A 19,202-nucleotide genomic window follows, 5' to 3' on the forward strand; every position below is an offset into this window, starting at 1 on the left:
CGGGGCCGTTAGCATCCCGCACCGCGCGGCCCCGCACCGTGCCGACCCGTACCGAGTCAGGAGCCGTACCCGCGTGAGCAGCATCGTGAACCCCGCCCCGGGGCAGCAGCTGCACGCCGTGCACGTCCTGAGCACGGCGGCCGGCGCCCACGTCAGCTCGCTGGCCGGGGGGCTGGTGGCCCGCGGGGTGGAGGTCACGGTCTGCGCCCCGGCCGCCGCCGAGTCGGACTACCTCTTCACCGGCACCGGGGCCCGGTTCGTGCCGATCGACCTCGGCCGCCGCACCGCCGCCGACACGCCCGCGATCACCGCGCTGCGGGCGGTGTTCAACGGCGCCGGCGTCGTGCACGCGCACGGCATGCGGGCCGGGCTGCTGGCCGCCCTCGCCCTCGGCGGCCGCCGCACCCCGCTCGTGGTGAGCTGGCACGGCGCCGACCCGCCCGCCGACGACGGCCCCGGTGCGATGGTGCTGCGCTGGCTCGAACGCCGCTGGGTGCGCGGCGCGTCCGTGGTGCTCGGCGTGTCCTCGGACCTGGTCGACCGGGCGCGCAGGTACGGCGCCCACGACGTCCGGCTCGCCCCGACCGCCGTGCCGCGCCCCACGGCCAGACCGCCCCGCCCGCCGGCCGAGGGGGACCGGCAGCGGCAGAAGACGCGTGCCGAATTCGGCGCCTTGGACCGGCCGTTGCTGCTCGCCGTCGGCCGCCTGGAACCGCAGAAGGGCTACGAGCTGCTGCTCGACGCGGCTGCCGGCTGGACAGGTCTGGACCCGCGGCCGCTGGTGGCGATCGCCGGTGAGGGGCCCCAACGGGCCCTGCTGCAACGGCGGATCGAGGCGGAACGGCTGCCGGTGCAGCTCGTCGGGCGCCGCGAGGACCTGCCGGAACTGCTGTCCGCCGCCGACCTGGTGCTGCTGCCCAGCCGCTGGGAGGGCCGTGCCCTGATCGCGCAGGAGGCCCTGCACGCCGGTGTGCCACTGGTGGCCACCGCCGTCGGCGGCACGCCCGAACTCGTGGGCGACGCCGCCGTGCTGGTGCCGTACGGCGACGCGGCCGCGCTGGCCCGCGAGGTCATCCGGCTGCTCGCCGACGACGAGGCCCGCACCGCTCTGGCGGTGGCGGGCCGCGCCCAGGCCGCGACCTGGCCCACCGAGGACGACACGGTGGCCCAAGTGCTCAGCGTCTACGACGAGTTGACACAGACCCGATAGCCCGCCCGAACAGCCTCGGCCATCCCCGTGGCCACGGCGGCGTTCAGGCCCGGAAAGCTCCGCACGCGGTCAGCCGCAGCGCCGTGTCGATCAGCGGCACATGGCTGAACGCCTGCGGGAAGTTGCCGACTTGGCGCTGCCGACGCGGGTCCCACTCCTCGGCGAGCAGGCCCAGGTCGTTGCGCAGGGCCAGCAGCTTCTCGAAGAGCCGCCGCGCCTCCTCCACCCGGCCGATCATCGCCAGGTCGTCGGCGAGCCAGAACGAACAGGCCAGGAAGGCCCCTTCGTCGCCGGGCAGGCCGTCGAGGTTCTGCTCGCCGCTGGCGTCGCTGCCGGACGTGGGGTAGCGCAGCACGAAACCGTCCTCGGTGGACAGCTCGCGCTGGATCGCCTCGATCGTCCCGATCACCCGCTTGTCGTCCGGCGGCAGGAAGCCCATCTGCGGGATCAGCAGCAGCGAGGCGTCCAGTTCCTTCGAGCCGTAGGACTGGGTGAAGGTGTTGCGCTCCCGGTCGTAGCCCTTCTCGCACACGTCGGCGTGGATCTCGTCGCGCAGCGCCTTGAACCGCTCCAGCGGTCCGTCCACCTCGCCGGACTCGATGAGCTTGACCGTGCGGTCCACGGCCACCCACGCCATCACCTTGGAGTGCACGAAGTGGCGGCGCGGGCCGCGCACCTCCCAGATGCCCTCGTCCGGCTCGTTCCAGTGCTTCTCCAGATACCGGATCAGCTTGAGCTGCAGCACGCTGGCGTAGTCGTTGCGGGCCAGGCCGGTCATGTGGCCGAGATGCAGGGCCTCGGTGACCTCGCCGTACACGTCGAGCTGGAGCTGGTGGGCCGCGCCGTTGCCGATCCGCACCGGCGAGGAGTTCTCGTAGCCGGGCAGCCAGTGCAGCTCGTTCTCGCCCAGTTCGCGCTCACCGGCGATGCCGTACATGATCTGCAGGTTCTCCGGGTCGCCGGCGACCGCCCGCAGCAGCCACTCGCGCCAGGCCCTGGCCTCCTCGCGGTAGCCGGTGCGCAGCAGCGACGACAGGGTGATCGCCGCGTCCCGCAGCCAGGTGAACCGGTAGTCCCAGTTGCGCACACCGCCGATGTCCTCGGGCAGCGAGGTCGTGGGGGCGGCCACGATGCCGCCGGTCGGGGCGTAGGTGAGGGCCTTCAGCGTGATCAGCGAGCGGACCACCGCCTCGCGGTACGGCCCGGTGTAGGTGCACTGCTCCACCCAGTCGCGCCAGAAGTCCTCGGTGTTCGTCAGCGCCACCTCGGGCTCGGGGAGCGAGGGCTGCGGCTTGTGCGAGGCCTCCCAGCTGATGGTGAAGGCCACCCGGTCGCCGGGGCCCACCGTGAACTCGGAGTAGGTGGTCAGATCCTGGCCGTAGGTGTCCACGTCGGTGTCCAGCCACACCGAGTCGGGGCCGGCCACGGCCACGGTGCGGTCGCCGACCTTGTGCACCCACGGCACCACCTGGCCGTAGGCGAAGCGCATCCGCAGGGTGGAACACATCGGGACCCGGCCGCTGACGCCCTCCACGATCCGGACGAGCTGCGGCGCGCCGTCACGCGGCGGCATGAAGTCGATCACCCGGACCGTACCCCGCCCGGTGTCCCACTCGGACTCCAGCACGAGCGAATCGCCCCGGTAGCGGCGGCGGGTCGCGCGCGGCGGCTCGGCGCCCGGCCGGTGCGCCGGTCCGACCCGCCAGAACCCGTGCTCCTCGGTGCCCAGCAGCCCGGCGAACACCGCCGGCGAGTCGAAGCGGGGCAGGCACAGCCAGTCCACCGTGCCATCGATGCAGACCAGCGCTGCGGTCTGCATGTCACCGATGAGTGCGTAGTCCTCGATACGCCCTGCCACGTGCAACTCCAGTCGAACACGGCGCCGCCCCGCGGGACGGTCTTGCGGTCTGGGGAAATTCGTCAGATCTGGATCTGTGAACGAGCTCTGCGATCCGGAAATGGGCGGGGTTGGTGCCGTGCCGGTCGGCTCGCGCAATGCGTCCGAGCAGAATACGTCGTCGGGGCGAGCGGTGCGCGCCTCTCGGCGATCTTCACTGGGCCTGTCGGGTGTAGCCCGCGGCGGTGCCCGGCGTGCGCCCGGAGCCAGGACGATCTCACCGCCCGAACCCCGCACGCCTTCCCCGCGAGGTTCGCACGTCTCATCCACGAGTCTCACACACTGCCGCGGGGAACCCCATGATCAGCGGAAAGCCCGGGGTCGTGGGCGGCGTCTGCCGTCGTCGCGCGCGGTCACTGATACCCTGGTAGCCCGTGGGCCGGTGGGCTGAACCACTGAACCGCCGCGACGGCGTCCGGACATGAACGCCGTCCCGACCCTCACCTGCGACCACGGGAGTTCCCTCTTGGCAAGTGCGCCGAAATCCTCGACGACCAAGCACATCTTCGTCACCGGCGGAGTGGCCTCCTCGCTGGGCAAGGGGCTCACCGCCTCCAGCCTCGGCGCGCTGCTCAAGGCGCGCGGCCTGCGGGTCACCATGCAGAAGCTCGACCCGTACCTCAACGTGGACCCGGGCACCATGAACCCGTTCCAGCACGGTGAGGTCTTCGTCACCGACGACGGCGCCGAGACCGACCTCGACATCGGCCACTACGAGCGCTTCCTCGACGTGAACCTGGCGGGCTCGGCCAACGTCACCACCGGCCAGATCTACTCCTCGGTGATCGCCAAGGAGCGGCGCGGCGAGTACCTCGGCGACACCGTGCAGGTCATCCCGCACATCACCAACGAGATCAAGTCGCGGATCCGGCGGATGGCCACCGACGACGTCGACGTGGTGATCACCGAGGTCGGCGGCACCGTCGGCGACATCGAGTCCCTGCCGTTCCTGGAGTCGGTCCGGCAGGTCCGGCACGAGGTCGGCCGCGACAACGTCTTCGTGGTGCACATCTCGCTGCTGCCCTACATCGGCCCCTCCGGCGAGCTGAAGACCAAGCCGACCCAGCACTCGGTCGCCGCGCTGCGCAACATCGGTATCCAGCCGGACGCCATCGTGCTGCGCGCCGACCGCGACGTGCCCACCGCCATCAAGCGCAAGATCTCGCTGATGTGCGACGTCGACGAGGACGCGGTCGTCGCCGCGATCGACGCGCCGTCGATCTACGACATCCCCAAGGTGCTGCACACCGAGGGCCTGGACGCCTACGTCGTCCGCCGGCTGGACCTGCCCTTCCGCGATGTGGACTGGACCCAGTGGGACGACCTGCTCAAGCGGGTCCACGAGCCCGCGCACCAGGTGACCGTCGCCCTGGTCGGCAAGTACATCGACCTGCCCGACGCCTATCTGTCGGTGACCGAGGCCCTGCGGGCCGGCGGCTTCGCCAACAACGCCAAGGTCACGATCAAGTGGGTGACCTCGGACGACTGCAAGACCGCGGCCGGTGCCGCGGCCCAGCTCTCCGGCGTCGACGCGATCTGCGTGCCCGGCGGCTTCGGCGACCGCGGCGTCGACGGCAAGGTCATGGCCATCACCTACGCCCGTGAGAACCGCATCCCGCTCCTCGGACTCTGCCTCGGCCTGCAGTGCATCGTGATCGAGGCGGCCCGCAACCTCGCGGACATCCCGGACGCGAACTCCACCGAGTTCGACCCGGCCACCGCCCACCCGGTGATCTCCACGATGGCCGAGCAACTCGACATCGTCGGCGGCAAGGGCGACCTCGGCGGCACCATGCGGCTCGGCACCTACCCGGCGAAGCTCGCCGAGGGCTCGATCGTCCGCGAGGTCTACGGCGACGAGCCGTACGTCGAGGAGCGGCACCGCCACCGCTACGAGGTCAACAACGCCTACCGCGCCGAGCTGGAGAAGAAGGCCGGCCTGGTGTTCTCCGGCACCTCGCCGGACAACAAGCTGGTCGAGTACGTGGAGTACCCGCGTGAGGTGCACCCGTACCTCGTCGCCACCCAGGCGCACCCCGAGCTGAAGTCCCGGCCGACCCGCCCCCACCCGCTCTTCGCCGGCCTGGTCAAGGCGGCGGTCGCGGCCAGGACGGAGGGCCGGGCATGATCAAGGACACCTCGGAGGAGTGGCCGGTCCGGTCCACCTCCACCCCCTTCACCGGCAAGAAGACCGGTGTGCGCACCGACGAGGTCGTCATGCCGGACGGCGGGGCGGCCGTGCGCGACTACCAGGTGCACCCCGGCTCGGTCGCGGTCCTCGCGCTCGACGACGAGAACCGGGTCCTGGTCCTCAAGCAGTACCGGCACCCGGTCCGGCACAAGCTCTGGGAGATCCCGGCGGGCCTGCTGGACGTCCCCGGGGAGAACCCGCTGCACGCCGCCCAGCGCGAGCTGTACGAGGAGGCGCACGTCAAGGCCGAGGACTGGCGGGTCCTGGTCGACCTCTACACCTCGCCCGGCGGCTCCGACGAGGCCGTGCGGATCTTCCTGGCCCGCGGCGTCTCCGAGGCCGAGGGCGAGCGGTTCGCGGCCTCCGAGGAAGAGGCCGACATGGAGCACGGCAGGGTGCCGCTCGCCGAGCTGGTGCGGGGCGCCCTGGCGGGCGAGCTGCACAACACCTCTCTCGTGACGGGGGCGCTGGCGCTGCAGAGCGCCCTGTCGGGCGACGGGCTGGACGCGCTGCGTCCCGCCGAAGCGCCGTGGCCGGCGCGGCCCTTCACCGCCTGACGGATCCGGCCCTCTGCGGATCTGCTCGCCCGGCCGGTGCGAGAGGTCTGCGGGGGGCCTGACGCGGCGTAGGGCGCGATCATCCGATGGGGTGGTCCTTGCGCCCCTCGGCCGCGTCAAGCCCCGGGGTGGCCTCCCCGCTGTGAACTAGTCTCGACGCACGCCCTGCTCGCCGCCCTCGCGCCGCCGGGCGCGACCGCGACGACCTCAGCAGCCGGGAGCGTGCCCGTGACGGATCAGGCACTCGACCCGCCCCCGCCGGGCTCCGGCACGACCGGCCCGGCCCCGGCCGAACCTGCTTCCGCGGACCGTCCCAAGACCCGCAAGCGCGCCACGGCCGCGCGGAAGAAGCCCGCGGATTCCGCCGAGCCGGCACCCCGGTCGCGGCCCACCCGATCCCCGAAGCGCGGCGCCGCTGCCGCTTCCCCGGCCGAGGCGCCGTCCGAGGGTGCGGTCGCGGGCCGCGGCTCACGACGGGGGAAGTCGGCGGGGGCGGACGCGGAGTCCGAGCGGGGTGCGGGTGCGGGTGCGCGTGCGGGTGGGCGTGCGGTCGCGGGCACCGCGCGGCGGCGTTCGGAGCCGCGAAAATCCGCGAGGACGCGCAGCGCCGCCGAGCCCCTGGAGCCGGCGGGCGTGAAGCAGGCTGCTGCCCCGGGAAGCAGCCCCGAAGTGGCCGAGAACAAGCCCTCGGTCGAGATTCCGGATCACGCGGAGGCCCCGGAGGCGGCAGGATCATCGGGGAGCGCCCCGCGCGGGGCGCGCCGCCAGCCGGCCAGTCGTGCGGCAGCGGGGAGGGAGACCACAGTGACGGCGGGGTCGGGCGGCGAAGGCCGGAATCCGGAGCAGGCTGCCACGGCGCCACCGGGCCCACCCGAGCAGCCCGCGCCGGGGGCCGCAGCGCACGATGAACCCGCGCCCAGGCCCGGAGTTGCGAGGTCCGCCGAGCGTGCTGAGCCCGGGGCCGGGGCGGGGGCCGCAAGGGTTGCCGCGCGTGATGAGCCCGGGGTCTCCGCGACTTCGGCTGTACCGGCTGGGCACGTGCATCCTGATGCCGTGCAGGGCCCGGTGCCTGACCAGGCCGCGTCTGTGCCCGAGGAGCCGAGCGCGTCCGCTACCTCGGCCGTACTGCCCGTGTCTGCGGCCCCTGCCGGGGAGGCGGGCAGGCCCGATGAGTCCGCGTCCGGGGCCGCGGCATTTACAGACGACGAGCCGAGGGTGTCCGCCACCTTGGCCGCACCGCATACGCCCGCGCAGCCCGTTGCCGCACCTTCGCCGACGCCCGCTCCAAAGAGGGGCGGGGGAGCGGACGACGTTGCTGCGTCCGCTTCGGGTGAGGCACCCGCCGCTGAGACTGCGTCCGTGGCGGCGCCTCGCTCGACATCGGCGGACCGCCTGGATCCCGCGTCTCGGCGCATGGTGGACGTTGGCCGAGGACCGGGCAGCGACGGCTCCGCTTCCGCGTCAGGGCCGGTTCAGGAGCGCCCCTCCGATCGAGCCGGGGCCTCCGCCGCGCCCGCTCCCGTATCCCGGCCTGACACGGCTACCTCGCCTTCCGAGGCCGGCCGGGTTCCGAGATCGGCGCACGCACCAGAACGTTCTTTTCAGCCGTCCGCGCCCGGCTCCGCTTCCGCCCCCGGCACGTCGCACCGGCCCGAGGAGCCCACGCCTCCCGCTCACCTGCCCAGGCCCAACGCCGCTTCCGCCTCTGACGCTCGGGTGCCGTCCGCTTCCGGGCACGGCGGCGCAGCCGGTTCCGCCCCTGCGGGTGCCCACGGGCCATCTGCGCGGCCTGGCGCAGCTCCTTTCGCTTCCGCGGCCGGTCCGAATGCGTCGGCTCAGGGCGGTCCCGCGTCGTCCTCCGGGCGGGGCGGTGCGGCTGCGTCCGCCTCTTCGTGGCAGCCGGGTGCTGGCGGTCCGGATGGGGTGTCGCGTCCGGGAGGTGCGTCGGGTGCTGCTGCGGCTGGGGCCACCCCGCCGTCGCGGCCGGGCGCAGCTCCTGCGTCGGTCCAGGGCGGTCCCGCGTCGTCTTCCAGGCAGGCTGGTGCGGCTGCGCCTGCCTCTTCTTCGCAGCCGGGTGCAGGCCGTCCGGATGGGGTGTCGCGTCCGGGCGGTGCGTCGGGTGTTGCCGCGGCTGGGGCCACCCCGCCCACGCAGCCGGGCGCAGCCCCCTCCGCGTCGGTCCAGGGCGGTCCCGCGTCGTCTTCCGGGCGGGGCGGTGCGGCTGCGTCCGCCTCGTCGTCGCAGCCGGGTGCTGCCGCAGCCGGGGCCACCCCGCCGTCGCGGCCAAGCGCACCCCCTTCGTCGGCTCAAGCCCCCGCGTCGTCCTCCGGGCGGGGCGGCGTTGCCCCTGCGGGCCGGGGGCAGGCGTCGGCGTCGGCAACTCCGTCGCGGCCAAGCGCACCCCCTTCGTCCTCGCGGCCGGTGGCCGGGGAATCCGCGGGGCAGCGCGACGCGACCCCCGCTGTCACCGTGGAGCGCGAGCTGCCCCCGGCGGGCGGCGTGGGGTTCGTGGGGCGGGAGCGGGAGCTGGGCGAGTTGCGGGGGGAGATCGGGCGGCCGGGGCTGCGGGTCGCGGGTGGGCGCGAGGCCGAGCGGGGCCGGGTGCTGCTCGTGGTCGGGCGGCCCGGGATCGGCCGGACCGCCGTCGCCCTGGAACTGGCCCGGCAGGTGGCGGCCGACTACCCCGGCGGCAGCTTCTTCGTCCGGCTGACCGGGGAGGGCGGTGAGCCGCTGACCGCGGACCAGCTCGCCGAGGCCCTCGCCCCGGCCGCGGGCCGCCCCGCCCTGCTCGTCCTCGACGACGTCGTCCGCGGCGACCAGCTCGCCGGGGTGCTGCCGTCGGCCGCGGGGAGCCTGGTGGTGGCGACCTCCGGCGGCCCGCTGAGCGGGGTCCCGGACGTCCGCCCCTGCACGCTCGGCGGCCTGGACACACCGGCCGCGGTCGAGCTGGTGGCCCGCACGATCGGCGGCACCCGGGTCACCAACGATCCGCGCGGCGCGGAGACCCTCGTCCAGGAGCTCGGCGGGCACCCCACCGCGCTGCGTCTCGTCGCGGCTTGGCTCGCGGTCCAGCCGCGGCTGTCGCTGTCGGAGACGGCGGCCCGGCTCGCGGCGGTCAAGGAGCCGGGCGAGCTGGTCCGCGCGTTCCGGCTGGTGTACGGGAGCCTGCCGGCGACCGCCGCGAGGATACTGCGGCTGCTGGTGCTGGCCCCGGCCGGGCGGATCGACGCCCAGGTGGCCTCCGCGCTGGCGGGCTGCTCGGTGCCGGCCGCGCAGAACACGCTGGACGACTTCGTGGCCGGCGCTCTGCTGGAGGGCGGCGGCTCGCGCCCGTACCGGGTGCCGGGCTGCCTGGCGCCGCTGCTGCACGCCCTGGTGGAGCGGCTCGACAAGCCGGAAGACGTGCGGCTGGCCCGCGCCCGGATGCTGGAACGCACCGTCCGCCTGCTGCGCTCCTGCGGGGCGACGCTGGCCGGGGAGGCCCTGGACGACGGGCTGCCGCGCACCCTGCGGTTCGCCTCGCGCGAGGACGCCGCCGGCTGGCTCACCGGCCGGCTGCCCGCGCTGATGGCCGCGGCCCGGGCCGCCGTCGCGGACGGCGAGCTGGACACGCTGGCCCGCCGGCTGGTCGCCGCGCTGGTCCGCGCGCTCGTCGCGATGCCCGGGGGCCCGCCGTCCATGGCCGCCGAGCGGTACGAGCTGCATGTCCTGGTCCTGGGCGTGGCCGAGCGGCGCGGACTGCACCGGGAGAAGGCCGCGGCCCTGATCAACCTCGCCGATCTGGACGCCGAGGCCGGGCGCGAGGACGCCGCGCTGGCGAAGTACCGGCAGGCGCTGGACGCGGCCCGCGCGGGGGACGACACCGACGCCGAGGGCCGGATCCTGGAGGCCCTGGGCGGCACCTACCTGGCCCGGCAGGACCTGCCCCGCGCGTGCGACTGGTTCGGGCGGGCGCTGGCCCTGCGCCAGGGCCGGGGCGAGCTGGTCCACCAGGCGCGGCTGCACGCTCGGATCGGTTCCGTCCTCACCTACCAGGGCCGCTACGGGCCGGCGCTGCGCGAGTGGCGTTCGTCGGCCGGGGTGTACAAGCGGTTGGGCGACATCCCGTCGCAGGCCCGGGCGCTGACCGAGGCGGCCCGCGTCCAGGAGTACGCGGGTCATCCCGAGGACGCGTTGCGGACCTGCCGGGACGCGCTGTACTGGGCGCGGCAGGCGGGAGAGCGGCGGCTGGAGGCCGCGGTGCTGCTGCGGCTGGCGGACGCCCTGGACCGGCTGGGGGACAGCAGCGGCGCGGGCCTGCAGCGATCGGCCGCGCAGCGGTTGTTCCGGCCGGGCGAGTTCCCCGCCTTCTGAGGAGCCGCCGCCGGGCGTCGCCCGGGCCTCGTGCCCGGCGGCGTCCGGCCGCCCCCACGCGTCGTCCAGCCGCGGCCGGGGCCGCGTGCGCCGGGCGGGCCGCCGCCGGGGCCGGTTCTGCCTGGTCTTCGACCCCCTCACAGCGCGGCACGCCCGCGCGAGCCTACGAAACAGCCAATGCCTTCGCTCAAACCAACCACTTTGTAAGGCTGGACACCGGCTCGTCCTTCACTAGACTGGGCAACACCGTGAGCAAGGCGGTCAGGTCCGTCGTGTCGTGCCATCTCGCACCATGTCCGGACTCACGTCCGCATTCCTGCGCAACCACTCCCCGTTTCCCTGAGGGCAAGGACCGTGATCGACGTGAAGGTGGGCATCCCCCGCGAGGTCAAGAACAACGAGTTCCGCGTGGCCATCACCCCGGCCGGCGTGCACGAGCTCGTCCGCAACGGCCACGAGGTCGTCGTCGAGCAGGGCGCCGGGAACGGCTCGTCCATCCCGGACGCGGAGTACGTCGCGGCCGGCGCGCGGATCCTGCCTACCGCCGACGAGGTGTGGGAGGCGGCCGACCTGCTGCTGAAGGTCAAGGAGCCGATCGCCGAGGAGTACCACCGGCTGCGCAAGGACCAGACCCTCTTCACCTACTTGCACCTCGCCGCCTCGCGCGAGTGCACCGACGCGCTGCTGGAGTCCGGCACCACCGCGATCGCCTACGAGACGGTCGAGACCGCCAACCGCCAGCTGCCGCTGCTCGCCCCGATGTCCGAGGTGGCCGGCCGACTCGCCCCGCAGGTCGGGGCGTACCACCTGATGCGCTCGGCGGGCGGCCGCGGCGTGCTGCCCGGTGGTGTCCCCGGTGTCCTGGCCGGCACCGCCGTCGTGATCGGCGCCGGCGTCTCCGGCTGGCACGCGGCCACCATCGCGCTGGGCCTGGGCTTCCACGTCACGCTGCTCGACAAGGACGTCAACAAGCTCCGCGAGGCCGACAAGGTCTTCGGCAACCGCGTCCAGACCCTGGCGTCCAACGCCTTCGCGCTGGAGCAGGCCGTGCTCGGCGCGGACCTCGTCATCGGCGCGGTGCTCATCCCCGGCGCCAAGGCCCCCAAGCTCGTCACCAACGAGATGGTCTCCCGCATGAAGCCGGGCTCGGTGCTGGTCGACATCGCCATCGACCAGGGCGGCTGCTTCGAGGACTCGCGGCCCACCACACACGCCGAACCGACCTTCGCCGTGCACGACTCGGTGTTCTACTGCGTCGCCAACATGCCCGGCGCGGTGCCCAACACCTCCACCTACGCGCTCACCAACGCCACGCTGCCGTACATCGTCGAGCTCGCCAACCGCGGCTGGCGGGACGCGCTGAGCCGTGACTCGGCGCTCGCGCTCGGCCTCAACACCCATGAGGGGCAGGTCGTTTACGGTCCGGTGGCCGAAGCGCACGGCCTGCCGCACGTCGATCTGCAGAGCGTGCTGGGCTGATCCGACGGGATCGTCAACTCCAGCGACACGGCCGGGTCTTGGCTGACAGGACCCGGCCGTTCGCGTGGTTACGCCCTTGACAGAAGGGGGTTCGGTTACCGACACATCGTGCCGTGTCCGGCGGATTGTGTTGCTGCGGACCCTCGACACGCCATAGAGTCGCGAAACGTCGGCTGTAGTCACGCTGACCTGTCTAGAAGTTTCCTGGTCACCAAGGAGGTAAGACGACTTGTGAATGAGTCGACATTTGCTCCCGGGGGTGGTCAGCCAGGAACGACCGTCGGTTCTGTTGCGGTCCGCACCTTCGAGTCGCGCCGCGCCGAGACGAGCACAGAAACGTACCCCGCTTACGCCATGGCGCCTTACGACGACGACAACGACCTCCAGGACGGCGAGTTCTACGACCCGGACGCGGAGTACGAACCCGACCCCGAGTACGCCGCCACCCTCGCTCCCGACGCCGCACGCCAGCGCCGCGAGCGCGTCGGCCCCACCGGCCGGCCACTGCCGTACTTCCCGATCCCCAACCCGCTGACCGACCACGGGCCCGCGAAGATCATCGCGATGTGCAACCAGAAGGGCGGCGTGGGCAAGACCACGTCGACCATCAACCTGGGCGCCGCGCTGGCCGAGTACGGCCGCCGGGTGCTGCTGGTCGACTTCGACCCGCAGGGCGCGCTCTCCGTCGGCCTCGGCGTCAACCCGATGGAACTCGACATCACCGTCTACAACCTGCTGATGGAACGCGGGCTGGCGGCCGACGAGGTCCTGCTGAAGACCGCCGTGCCGGGCATGGACCTGCTGCCCAGCAACATCGACCTGTCGGCCGCCGAGGTGCAGCTCGTCAGCGAGGTGGCCCGGGAGTCCGCACTGCAGCGCGCCCTCAAGCCGCTGATGTCGGACTACGACTACGTCGTCATCGACTGCCAGCCGTCGCTCGGCCTGCTCACGGTGAACGCGCTGACCGCCGCCCACTCGGTGATCGTGCCGCTGGAGTGCGAGTTCTTCGCGCTGCGCGGTGTCGCTCTGCTCACCGAGACCATCGAGAAGGTCCGCGAGCGCCTCAACCCGGAGCTCGAACTCGACGGCATCCTCGCCACGATGTACGACTCGCGCACCGTGCACAGCCGCGAGGTGCTGGCCCGCGTGGTCGAGGCGTTCGACGACCACGTCTTCCACACGGTCATCGGCCGCACCGTCCGGTTCCCGGAGACCACGGTGGCGGGTGAGCCGATCACCACCTACGCGTCCAACTCCGTCGGGGCCGCCGCCTATCGCCAGCTCGCCAGGGAGGTGCTCGCCCGGTGCCACGCCGAGTGAGTCTGCCGGGCGCCGACGAACTGTTCCGCACCACCGGGGGAGCCGCGCTCCAGGCACCGCAGTCGCGGCAGCACACCGGTGGCGAGGGGCAGTCCGGGGCGCCGGGAGACACGCGGCTGCGGCCCGTCCCCGACGCCGAGGACAAGGGACGGCCCGCCGCCGCGCCCGACGCCGACGGCGGCGACGCCGCGGAGCACGAGCACGTCGGGCGTGACCGGGGCCGTGACACCGGCCGGGACCCGGGACGCGAGTCCGGGCGTGACGCGGGCCGGGAGTCCGGGCGCGAGCCGGGACGGGACACCGCCCGCGAGACGGGTCTGCCGCCCGCCCAGCGCAGGAACCCGGCCGCCGACCGGCCCGCCGTGCCGTCGGCCTCCGCCACCACCGCCACCGTGACCGCCACGGTCACCCCGCAGGTCCCGGCCGCAGGCCCCGCCGCGGCCAAGAGCCCGGTGCCGCCGCCGGTCACCGCCACCCCTCAGCCCCAGCCGGCCCGCCGCAAGGCGCCCCGGCAGAACCGCCGCCCCAGCGGGCGCGAGCGGCACGACGAGAAGATCACGGTCTACGTCTCCGCCGAGGAGCTGATGGACCTCGAACACGCCCGCCTCGTGCTGCGCGGGGAGCACGGACTCGCCATCGACCGCGGACGCATCGTCCGTGAGGCGGTGGCGGTGGTGCTCGCCGACCTCGAGTCGCGCGGCGACGCCAGCATTCTCGTGCGGCGCCTGCGGGGGCGCTGAGCGGTTCGTCCGCGCGGAGGAGCCGGACGACGGCGGCTCGGCCCTTCCCGGGGCACGGGTCGTCCTGGGGCGCGCTCGCGGGCGCGTGGGGGCGCTCCCGTACGGAGCCCGGGCATTTTCACGCCCCCGGGGAGTCCGGGTCCGCCCGGTGGCGCGATAGCCTGCCTTTTCCGTCACCGCACCCTGGACCTCGATGCCGACCACACCCGACGACCCCGTCGCACCCCGCCGCCGCCTCGGCCGTGGGGGCGCCGCTGCCCCGGCACAGCCGGAGGCCGGGCGGGAGCCGGTCGCGGAGGCCGTGCCGCAGGCCGTGCCGGACCCGGAGCCGGAGCGGGTACCTGCGCCGGAGCCTGAACGTGAGCTTGAGGCAGCGGAGGTCGCCGAGGCCGTGCCGGAGGCGGAACCCGAGCCCGTCATCGAGGCGGATCCCGAGCCCGTCATCGAGGCCCTGGCCGAGCCGCAGCCCCAACCCCCGTCCGAGCCCGCGCCAGAGCCTGAGGCCGCGCCCGGACCGCAGCCCGAGTCCGAAGCCGACGGCAGCGACAACGGCAACCGCTTCACCGTGCGGCTGGCGAACTTCGAGGGACCGTTCGACCTGCTGCTGCAGCTCATCTCGAAGCACAAGCTGGACGTCACCGAGGTGGCGCTGTCCAAGGTGACCAACGAGTTCATGGCGCACATCCACGCCATGGGCCCGGACTGGGACCTCGACCAGACCACCGAGTTCCTGGTGGTCGCCGCCACCCTGCTCGACCTCAAGGCCGCCCGCCTGCTGCCCGCCGCGGAGGTCGAGGACGAGGGGGACCTCGCGCTGCTGGAGGCCCGCGACCTGCTCTTCGCCCGGCTGCTGCAGTACCGCGCGTACAAGCAGATCGCGGCGATCTTCGCCGAGCGGCTGGAGACCGAGGCGCTGCGTTTCCCGCGGACCGTCGGGCTGGAGCCGCAGCACGCCGAGCTGCTGCCCGAGGTCGTGCTGAGCATCGGGCCCGAGCGGTTCGCGCAGCTCGCCGTGAAGGCGATGCAGCCGCGGCCCAAGCCGCAGGTGTACGTCGACCACATCCACGCGCCCCTGGTCAGCGTGCGGGAGCAGGCCGAGCACGTCATCTCCCTGCTGCGGGAACGGGGTTCGGCCAGTTTCGGGGAGCTGACCGCGGACGCGGCCGACACCCTCACCGTCGTCGCCCGCTTTCTCGCGCTGCTGGAGCTGTACCGGGAGAAGGCCGTCGCGCTCGACCAGGAGGAGGCGCTGGGCGCGTTGCAGGTCCGCTGGACCGGCGGCGCGCAGGACGGCGACCCGCCGCTGGTCACCGACGAGTTCGACCGGGAGACCCCCGCCGACCCGGACAAGCGGCGGCCGGCCGCCGCGAACCCGCCGTCGGGCACGGCCACCCAGGCCATCCCGGCGACCTCATCCACCCAGGCCGCCTCCGCCGCCCCGGACGCCGGCGCCGCCGCTCCCGAGGCGAGCACCCCACCCGTGGACACCATCGAGCCCGGCCCGGCCGGGGAGGGAGAGCCGTCATGACCGACCCGGCCGACACCGCGGCCCTGGCCGACCCGGCGCCCTCGGACGTGGAGCTGGAGCCGGGCCCGGCCGAGGGCGACGCCGCACCGGCGGGGCTGCTGTCGGCGGCCACTGCCGAGCTGGAGCTCAAGCCCGCCCTGGAAGCGGTCCTCATGGTCGTCGACGAACCCGCGACCGAGGAGCACCTCGCGAAGGTGCTGGACCGGCCGCGCCGGGCCGTCGCCAAGGCGCTGCGCGAGCTCTCCGACGACTACACGCGCGAGGGCCGCGGCTTCGACCTGCGGCTGGTCGCCGGCGGCTGGCGCTTCTACACCCGGCCCGCCTTCGCACCGGCTGTGGAGAAGTTCGTGCTGGACGGCCAGCAGGCGCGGCTCACGCAGGCCGCGCTGGAGACCCTGGCGGTCGTCGCCTACCGCCAGCCGGTCAGCCGGTCCCGGGTCTCCGCGGTGCGCGGCGTGAACTGCGACGGCGTGATGCGCACCCTCCTGCAGCGGGGGCTGGTGGAGGAAGGTGGGACGGAACCCGAGACAGGTGCGATCCTGTACAGGACGACGAACTACTTCCTGGAACGCATGGGCCTGCGCAGCCTGGACGAGCTGCCCGAGCTCGCCCCGTTCCTGCCGGAGGCGGACGCGGTCGAGGCGGAGTCCCAGGAGGGGCTCCCGTCGTTCGACCCGGACGCGCCGGACGAGACACCGACCAGTTCGATGACCACCTCGATTACGGAAACTTGATGCGAAGCAGCGACAGGAACAGCGGCGGCAACCGGAACCCCCGGGGCGGCAGCGGCAGCGGCAGCGGCAGCGGCAGCGGCGGCGGCGCGAACCGGCGCGGCGGCGGTGCCGACCGCCGGGGCGGAGGGGCCGACCGCCGGGGCGGCGGCGCCGAGCGGCGGGGCGGGGACACCGGCCGCCGCGGCGAGACCCCGCAGCGGCCGAGCAAGCCGCGCCCGGAGGAGCGCCGCTACGACGTCGGCACCACCGGTCAGTCCGGTGCGAACCGGCCCGGTGGCATGCCCCGCACCAAGAGCTCCGGCAACCTGCCCGGCAACCGCGGCCGCTCGAACCCGCCCGCCCGGCCGCGTGAGCTGGACGCGCAGATCGAGGAGCGCAACCGCGAGCGGCACAGCAAGCCGAAGCTGAACCTGCCCAAGACCTTCCCGGGCGCCGAGCAGGAGGGCGAGCGCCTGCAGAAGGTGCTGGCCCGCGCCGGCATGGGCTCCCGGCGCGCCTGCGAGGAGCTCATCGAGCAGCGCAGGGTCGAGGTGAACGGGAAGATCGTCACCGAGCAGGGCATGCGGGTCGACCCCGACCGCGACGAGGTGAAGGTCGACGGGCTCACCGTCGCCACGCAGTCGTACCTGTTCTTCGCGCTGAACAAGCCCGCGGGCGTGGTCTCCACCATGGAGGACCCGGACGGCCGCCAGTGCCTCGGCGACTACGTCACCAACCGCGAGACCCGGCTGTTCCACGTCGGCCGGCTCGACACCGAGACCGAGGGCCTGATCCTGCTCACCAACCACGGTGAGCTGGCCCACCGCCTGACCCACCCCCGGTACGGCGTGAAGAAGACGTACCTCGCCGCGATCCAGGGGCCGCTGCCCCGCGACCTCGGCAAGCAGCTCAAGGACGGCATCGAGCTGGAGGACGGCTGGGCGCGGGCCGACCACTTCCGCATCGTGCAGAACACCGGCAAGAACTACCTGGTCGAGGTCACCCTCCACGAGGGCCGCAAGCACATCGTGCGCCGCATGCTCGCCGAGGCCGGCTTCCCCGTCGACCGCCTGGTGCGCACCAGCTTCGGGCCGATCCCGCTGGGCGACCAGAAGTCCGGCTGGCTGCGCCGCCTCACGAACACCGAGGTGGGCATGCTCATGCGCGAGGTCGAACTCTGACCTCGCCCGCGCGACCGCTGCCCTCGCCGGCGGCGCCGCGCTGACCGCTGCCGCGCCCCTCCCGGTACGGTGACCCGCGCCGCGCGGCGAGGTGATTCCCGTCACGCGGCGGCAGCGGCGAACGACTCCGCCCCCGGGCCGGCCACCGGCCGCCCGGGGGTCTCGCGTCGCCCCGGAAACCGCTCGCGCCGGGCGGCACCCCACGGGTTGGATGACGGCATGACCACACCAGCCCTCCCGGTGACTCCGCCGGCCGGCCCGGCCACCCCGCTGACCGCGGCGGGAGTCCCCGACCTCACCGCGGTCCTCGCCGAGGTCGTCGACCGCGGCCACCCGCTGCTGTTCGCCACGGTCTCCGGCGCGCATCTCTACGGCTTCGCCTCCCGCGACTCCGACGTCGACCTGCGCGGTGTGCACCTGCTGCCCCTGCGCGAGGTCATCGGCCTGCGCGAGGGCGAGCACACGCAGACGCGGATGTGGGACCGCGACGGTCTGGAGATGGACCTGGTCACCCACGACGTGCTGAAGTTCGCCCGCCTCATGCTGCGCCGCAACGGGTACGTCCTCGAACAGCTGCTGTCGCCGCTGGTCGTCCACACCACACCCGTGCACGCGGAGCTCGCGGCCCTCGCGCCGGGCGTCCTCACCCGCGACCACGCCCACCACTACCGCGGCTTCGCCCGTACGCAGTGGCGGCTGTTCCAGAAGAACGGTGAACTCAAGCCGCTGCTCTACACGTTCCGCGTGCTGCTCACCGGCATCCACCTGATGCGGACCGGCGACCTGGAGGCGCACCTGCCGACGCTGCTGGACCTCGTCGACGCGCCCGACTACGTCCCCGCGCTGATCGAGCGGAAGGCCGAGGCCGAGCACGGCCCGGCCGGCGTGGAGCCCGAGCGGGTCGAGGCTGACGTGCTGGCCCTGCACGGGGTGCTGGACGAGGAGCAGACCCGTTCCTCGCTGCCGCAGCGGCCCACGGGCTACGACGCCCTGCACGACCTCGTCGTCCGGACCCGCGCGGCCGCCTGAGCCGGCCGCGCGGTCAGGGACGGGAGGCGGGAGCGGGGAACCGCAGCGGAACGGGGTGCGGGGAGGGCGCGGCGGTGAGGCCGCGCACGCGGATGAGGAAGTCCTGCACGCGGGCGCGGTCGGGCTCCTCGGGCAGCGGCGTCGAGGCGGCGACCGCGTCGCTCTCCTCCTCCAGCCGGCGCATCCAGGACCGCACCTCGTCCCAGGTGCGCTCACCCCGCTTGACCGCCAGCAGCGCCTCCCGGTGCTCGCCGACGTCGATCGTCAGCCGTCCGGTGCGCAGCAGGTCGCGGCAACTGATCAGCAGCCGCAGCAGATGCATGGCGTGCTTCCAGCGCGGCCGGCCCTGGGCGCGGATGTCCGCCTCCAGCTTCCGCAGCTGCTGGGAGGCGTAGCCGCGGAACGACGCGTCGGCCTGCCGAGACAGGAACGCGTCCCGCAGTGCCAGTAGTTCACGGCCGACCGCATCGACGTGCTCGACCAGCGGCGAGTGCAGGCACTCCAGCAGGTTGGGGTTCGACCGCAGCGCCAGCGAGCAGAACCGCTCGATCTCCCACGAGAACTGCTCCTCGCGCGGCCCGGTGACATGGGTCGGCGGCTTGTCGAACCGCCAGTACAGCGGGGTCGGCGCGACGAACACCCCGCGCACGTCGGTGTCACTGCCCTCGGTGGCCAGCCCGAAGGCGCGCGAGCCCATCACGCACGAGTAGACCGTGTGGTTCCGGACCAGGGCGTGCCCCGCGTCCGGCTCGTGCGCCTCATGGGCCTCGGCCGCCTCGGATTCACGCATGAGGGCGATTATCGTCATCTCTCCCCTCCCGCCGCCGGGGTTTTCACGCTTCGCACGGTGATCGGGAGCATTCCGGGAGTGACGATCGTCACGATGTGGCCGTCGCATGAGCGTGGTGCCGGAGCCGCCGAGGGTCGCCGTTCAAGCGTGGCCGCGTCAGCGACCCCCGCGGCGCACCTGGGCGCAGGCGCCCCCGAGCAGCGCGTCTCGCCCT

Annotated in this window: 13 protein-coding genes; 11 read left to right on the top strand and 2 right to left on the bottom strand. The window is 73.7% G+C overall.

From position 1 onward, the window contains the following. Positions 1–73 precede the first annotated feature (73 nt). On the top strand, positions 74–1,210 hold the full coding sequence (locus K7862_RS12915; RefSeq protein ID WP_222962673.1) for a glycosyltransferase family 4 protein: 1,137 nt from the start codon (positions 74–76) through the stop codon (positions 1,208–1,210). Positions 1,211–1,253: 43 nt separating this feature from the next. Here the strand turns inward: K7862_RS12915 and K7862_RS12920 are convergent, their stop codons facing one another. Beyond that, positions 1,254–3,080 (bottom strand): glycoside hydrolase family 15 protein, encoded by a 1,827-nt coding sequence (locus tag K7862_RS12920; protein ID WP_262413065.1) that lies wholly within the window; start codon positions 3,078–3,080, stop codon positions 1,254–1,256. Positions 3,081–3,573: 493 nt separating this feature from the next. Here K7862_RS12920 and pyrG point away from each other — a divergent pair, with 493 nt between their 5' ends. The 10 genes from pyrG to K7862_RS12970 all read left to right on the top strand — a co-directional run bounded on the left by pyrG (position 3,574) and on the right by K7862_RS12970 (position 18,198). Then, positions 3,574–5,235 carry a CTP synthase gene (gene pyrG / locus K7862_RS12925; RefSeq protein WP_222962675.1) on the top strand — a complete coding sequence of 554 codons (1,662 nt, stop codon included), beginning with the start codon at positions 3,574–3,576 and terminating at the stop codon, positions 5,233–5,235. Then, positions 5,232–5,855 carry an NUDIX domain-containing protein gene (locus K7862_RS12930; RefSeq protein WP_222962676.1) on the top strand — a complete coding sequence of 208 codons (624 nt, stop codon included), beginning with the start codon at positions 5,232–5,234 and terminating at the stop codon, positions 5,853–5,855. The genes pyrG and K7862_RS12930 overlap by 4 nt, the downstream gene beginning before the upstream one ends. Positions 5,856–8,276: 2,421 nt before the next feature. After that, positions 8,277–10,208 carry a tetratricopeptide repeat protein gene (locus K7862_RS12935; protein WP_222962677.1) on the top strand — a complete coding sequence of 644 codons (1,932 nt, stop codon included), beginning with the start codon at positions 8,277–8,279 and terminating at the stop codon, positions 10,206–10,208. Between the two features lie 354 nt (positions 10,209–10,562). Continuing rightward, positions 10,563–11,687 carry an alanine dehydrogenase gene (gene ald / locus K7862_RS12940; RefSeq protein ID WP_222962678.1) on the top strand — a complete coding sequence of 375 codons (1,125 nt, stop codon included), beginning with the start codon at positions 10,563–10,565 and terminating at the stop codon, positions 11,685–11,687. Positions 11,688–12,041: 354 nt separating this feature from the next. Continuing rightward, the gene (locus tag K7862_RS12945; protein WP_308011958.1) at positions 12,042–13,007 is read left to right on the top strand and encodes a ParA family protein; all 966 of its coding nucleotides are present in this window, start codon (positions 12,042–12,044) and stop codon (positions 13,005–13,007) included. Next, complete coding sequence (locus K7862_RS12950) at positions 12,992–13,747, top strand: hypothetical protein (RefSeq protein ID WP_308011959.1); 756 nt, start codon at positions 12,992–12,994, stop codon at positions 13,745–13,747. Before K7862_RS12945 ends, K7862_RS12950 begins: the two co-directional genes overlap by 16 nt. A gap of 193 nt (positions 13,748–13,940) precedes the next feature. Next, complete coding sequence (locus K7862_RS12955) at positions 13,941–15,275, top strand: segregation and condensation protein A (protein ID WP_222962680.1); 1,335 nt, start codon at positions 13,941–13,943, stop codon at positions 15,273–15,275. Then, positions 15,272–16,009 carry an SMC-Scp complex subunit ScpB gene (scpB, locus tag K7862_RS12960; RefSeq protein WP_262413054.1) on the top strand — a complete coding sequence of 246 codons (738 nt, stop codon included), beginning with the start codon at positions 15,272–15,274 and terminating at the stop codon, positions 16,007–16,009. Before K7862_RS12955 ends, scpB begins: the two co-directional genes overlap by 4 nt. After that, positions 16,009–17,169: a pseudouridine synthase gene (locus K7862_RS12965; protein WP_222962681.1), complete on the top strand. Its 1,161-nt coding sequence runs from the start codon at positions 16,009–16,011 to the stop codon at positions 17,167–17,169. Before scpB ends, K7862_RS12965 begins: the two co-directional genes overlap by 1 nt. A 219-nt stretch (positions 17,170–17,388) precedes the next feature. Next, positions 17,389–18,198, top strand: a complete 810-nt coding sequence (locus tag K7862_RS12970; protein WP_222962682.1) for a nucleotidyltransferase domain-containing protein — start codon at positions 17,389–17,391, stop codon at positions 18,196–18,198. 13 nt (positions 18,199–18,211) lie between these two features. On the opposite strand, the gene K7862_RS12975 is transcribed toward K7862_RS12970, so the two are convergent. After that, positions 18,212–18,988, bottom strand: a complete 777-nt coding sequence (locus K7862_RS12975) for a nucleotidyltransferase domain-containing protein (protein WP_222962683.1) — start codon at positions 18,986–18,988, stop codon at positions 18,212–18,214. Positions 18,989–19,202 lie beyond the last annotated feature (214 nt).

The sequence above is a fragment of the Actinacidiphila acidipaludis genome (genome assembly GCF_019890725.1).
Taxonomy (GTDB): Bacteria; Actinomycetota; Actinomycetes; order Streptomycetales; family Streptomycetaceae; genus Actinacidiphila; species Actinacidiphila acidipaludis.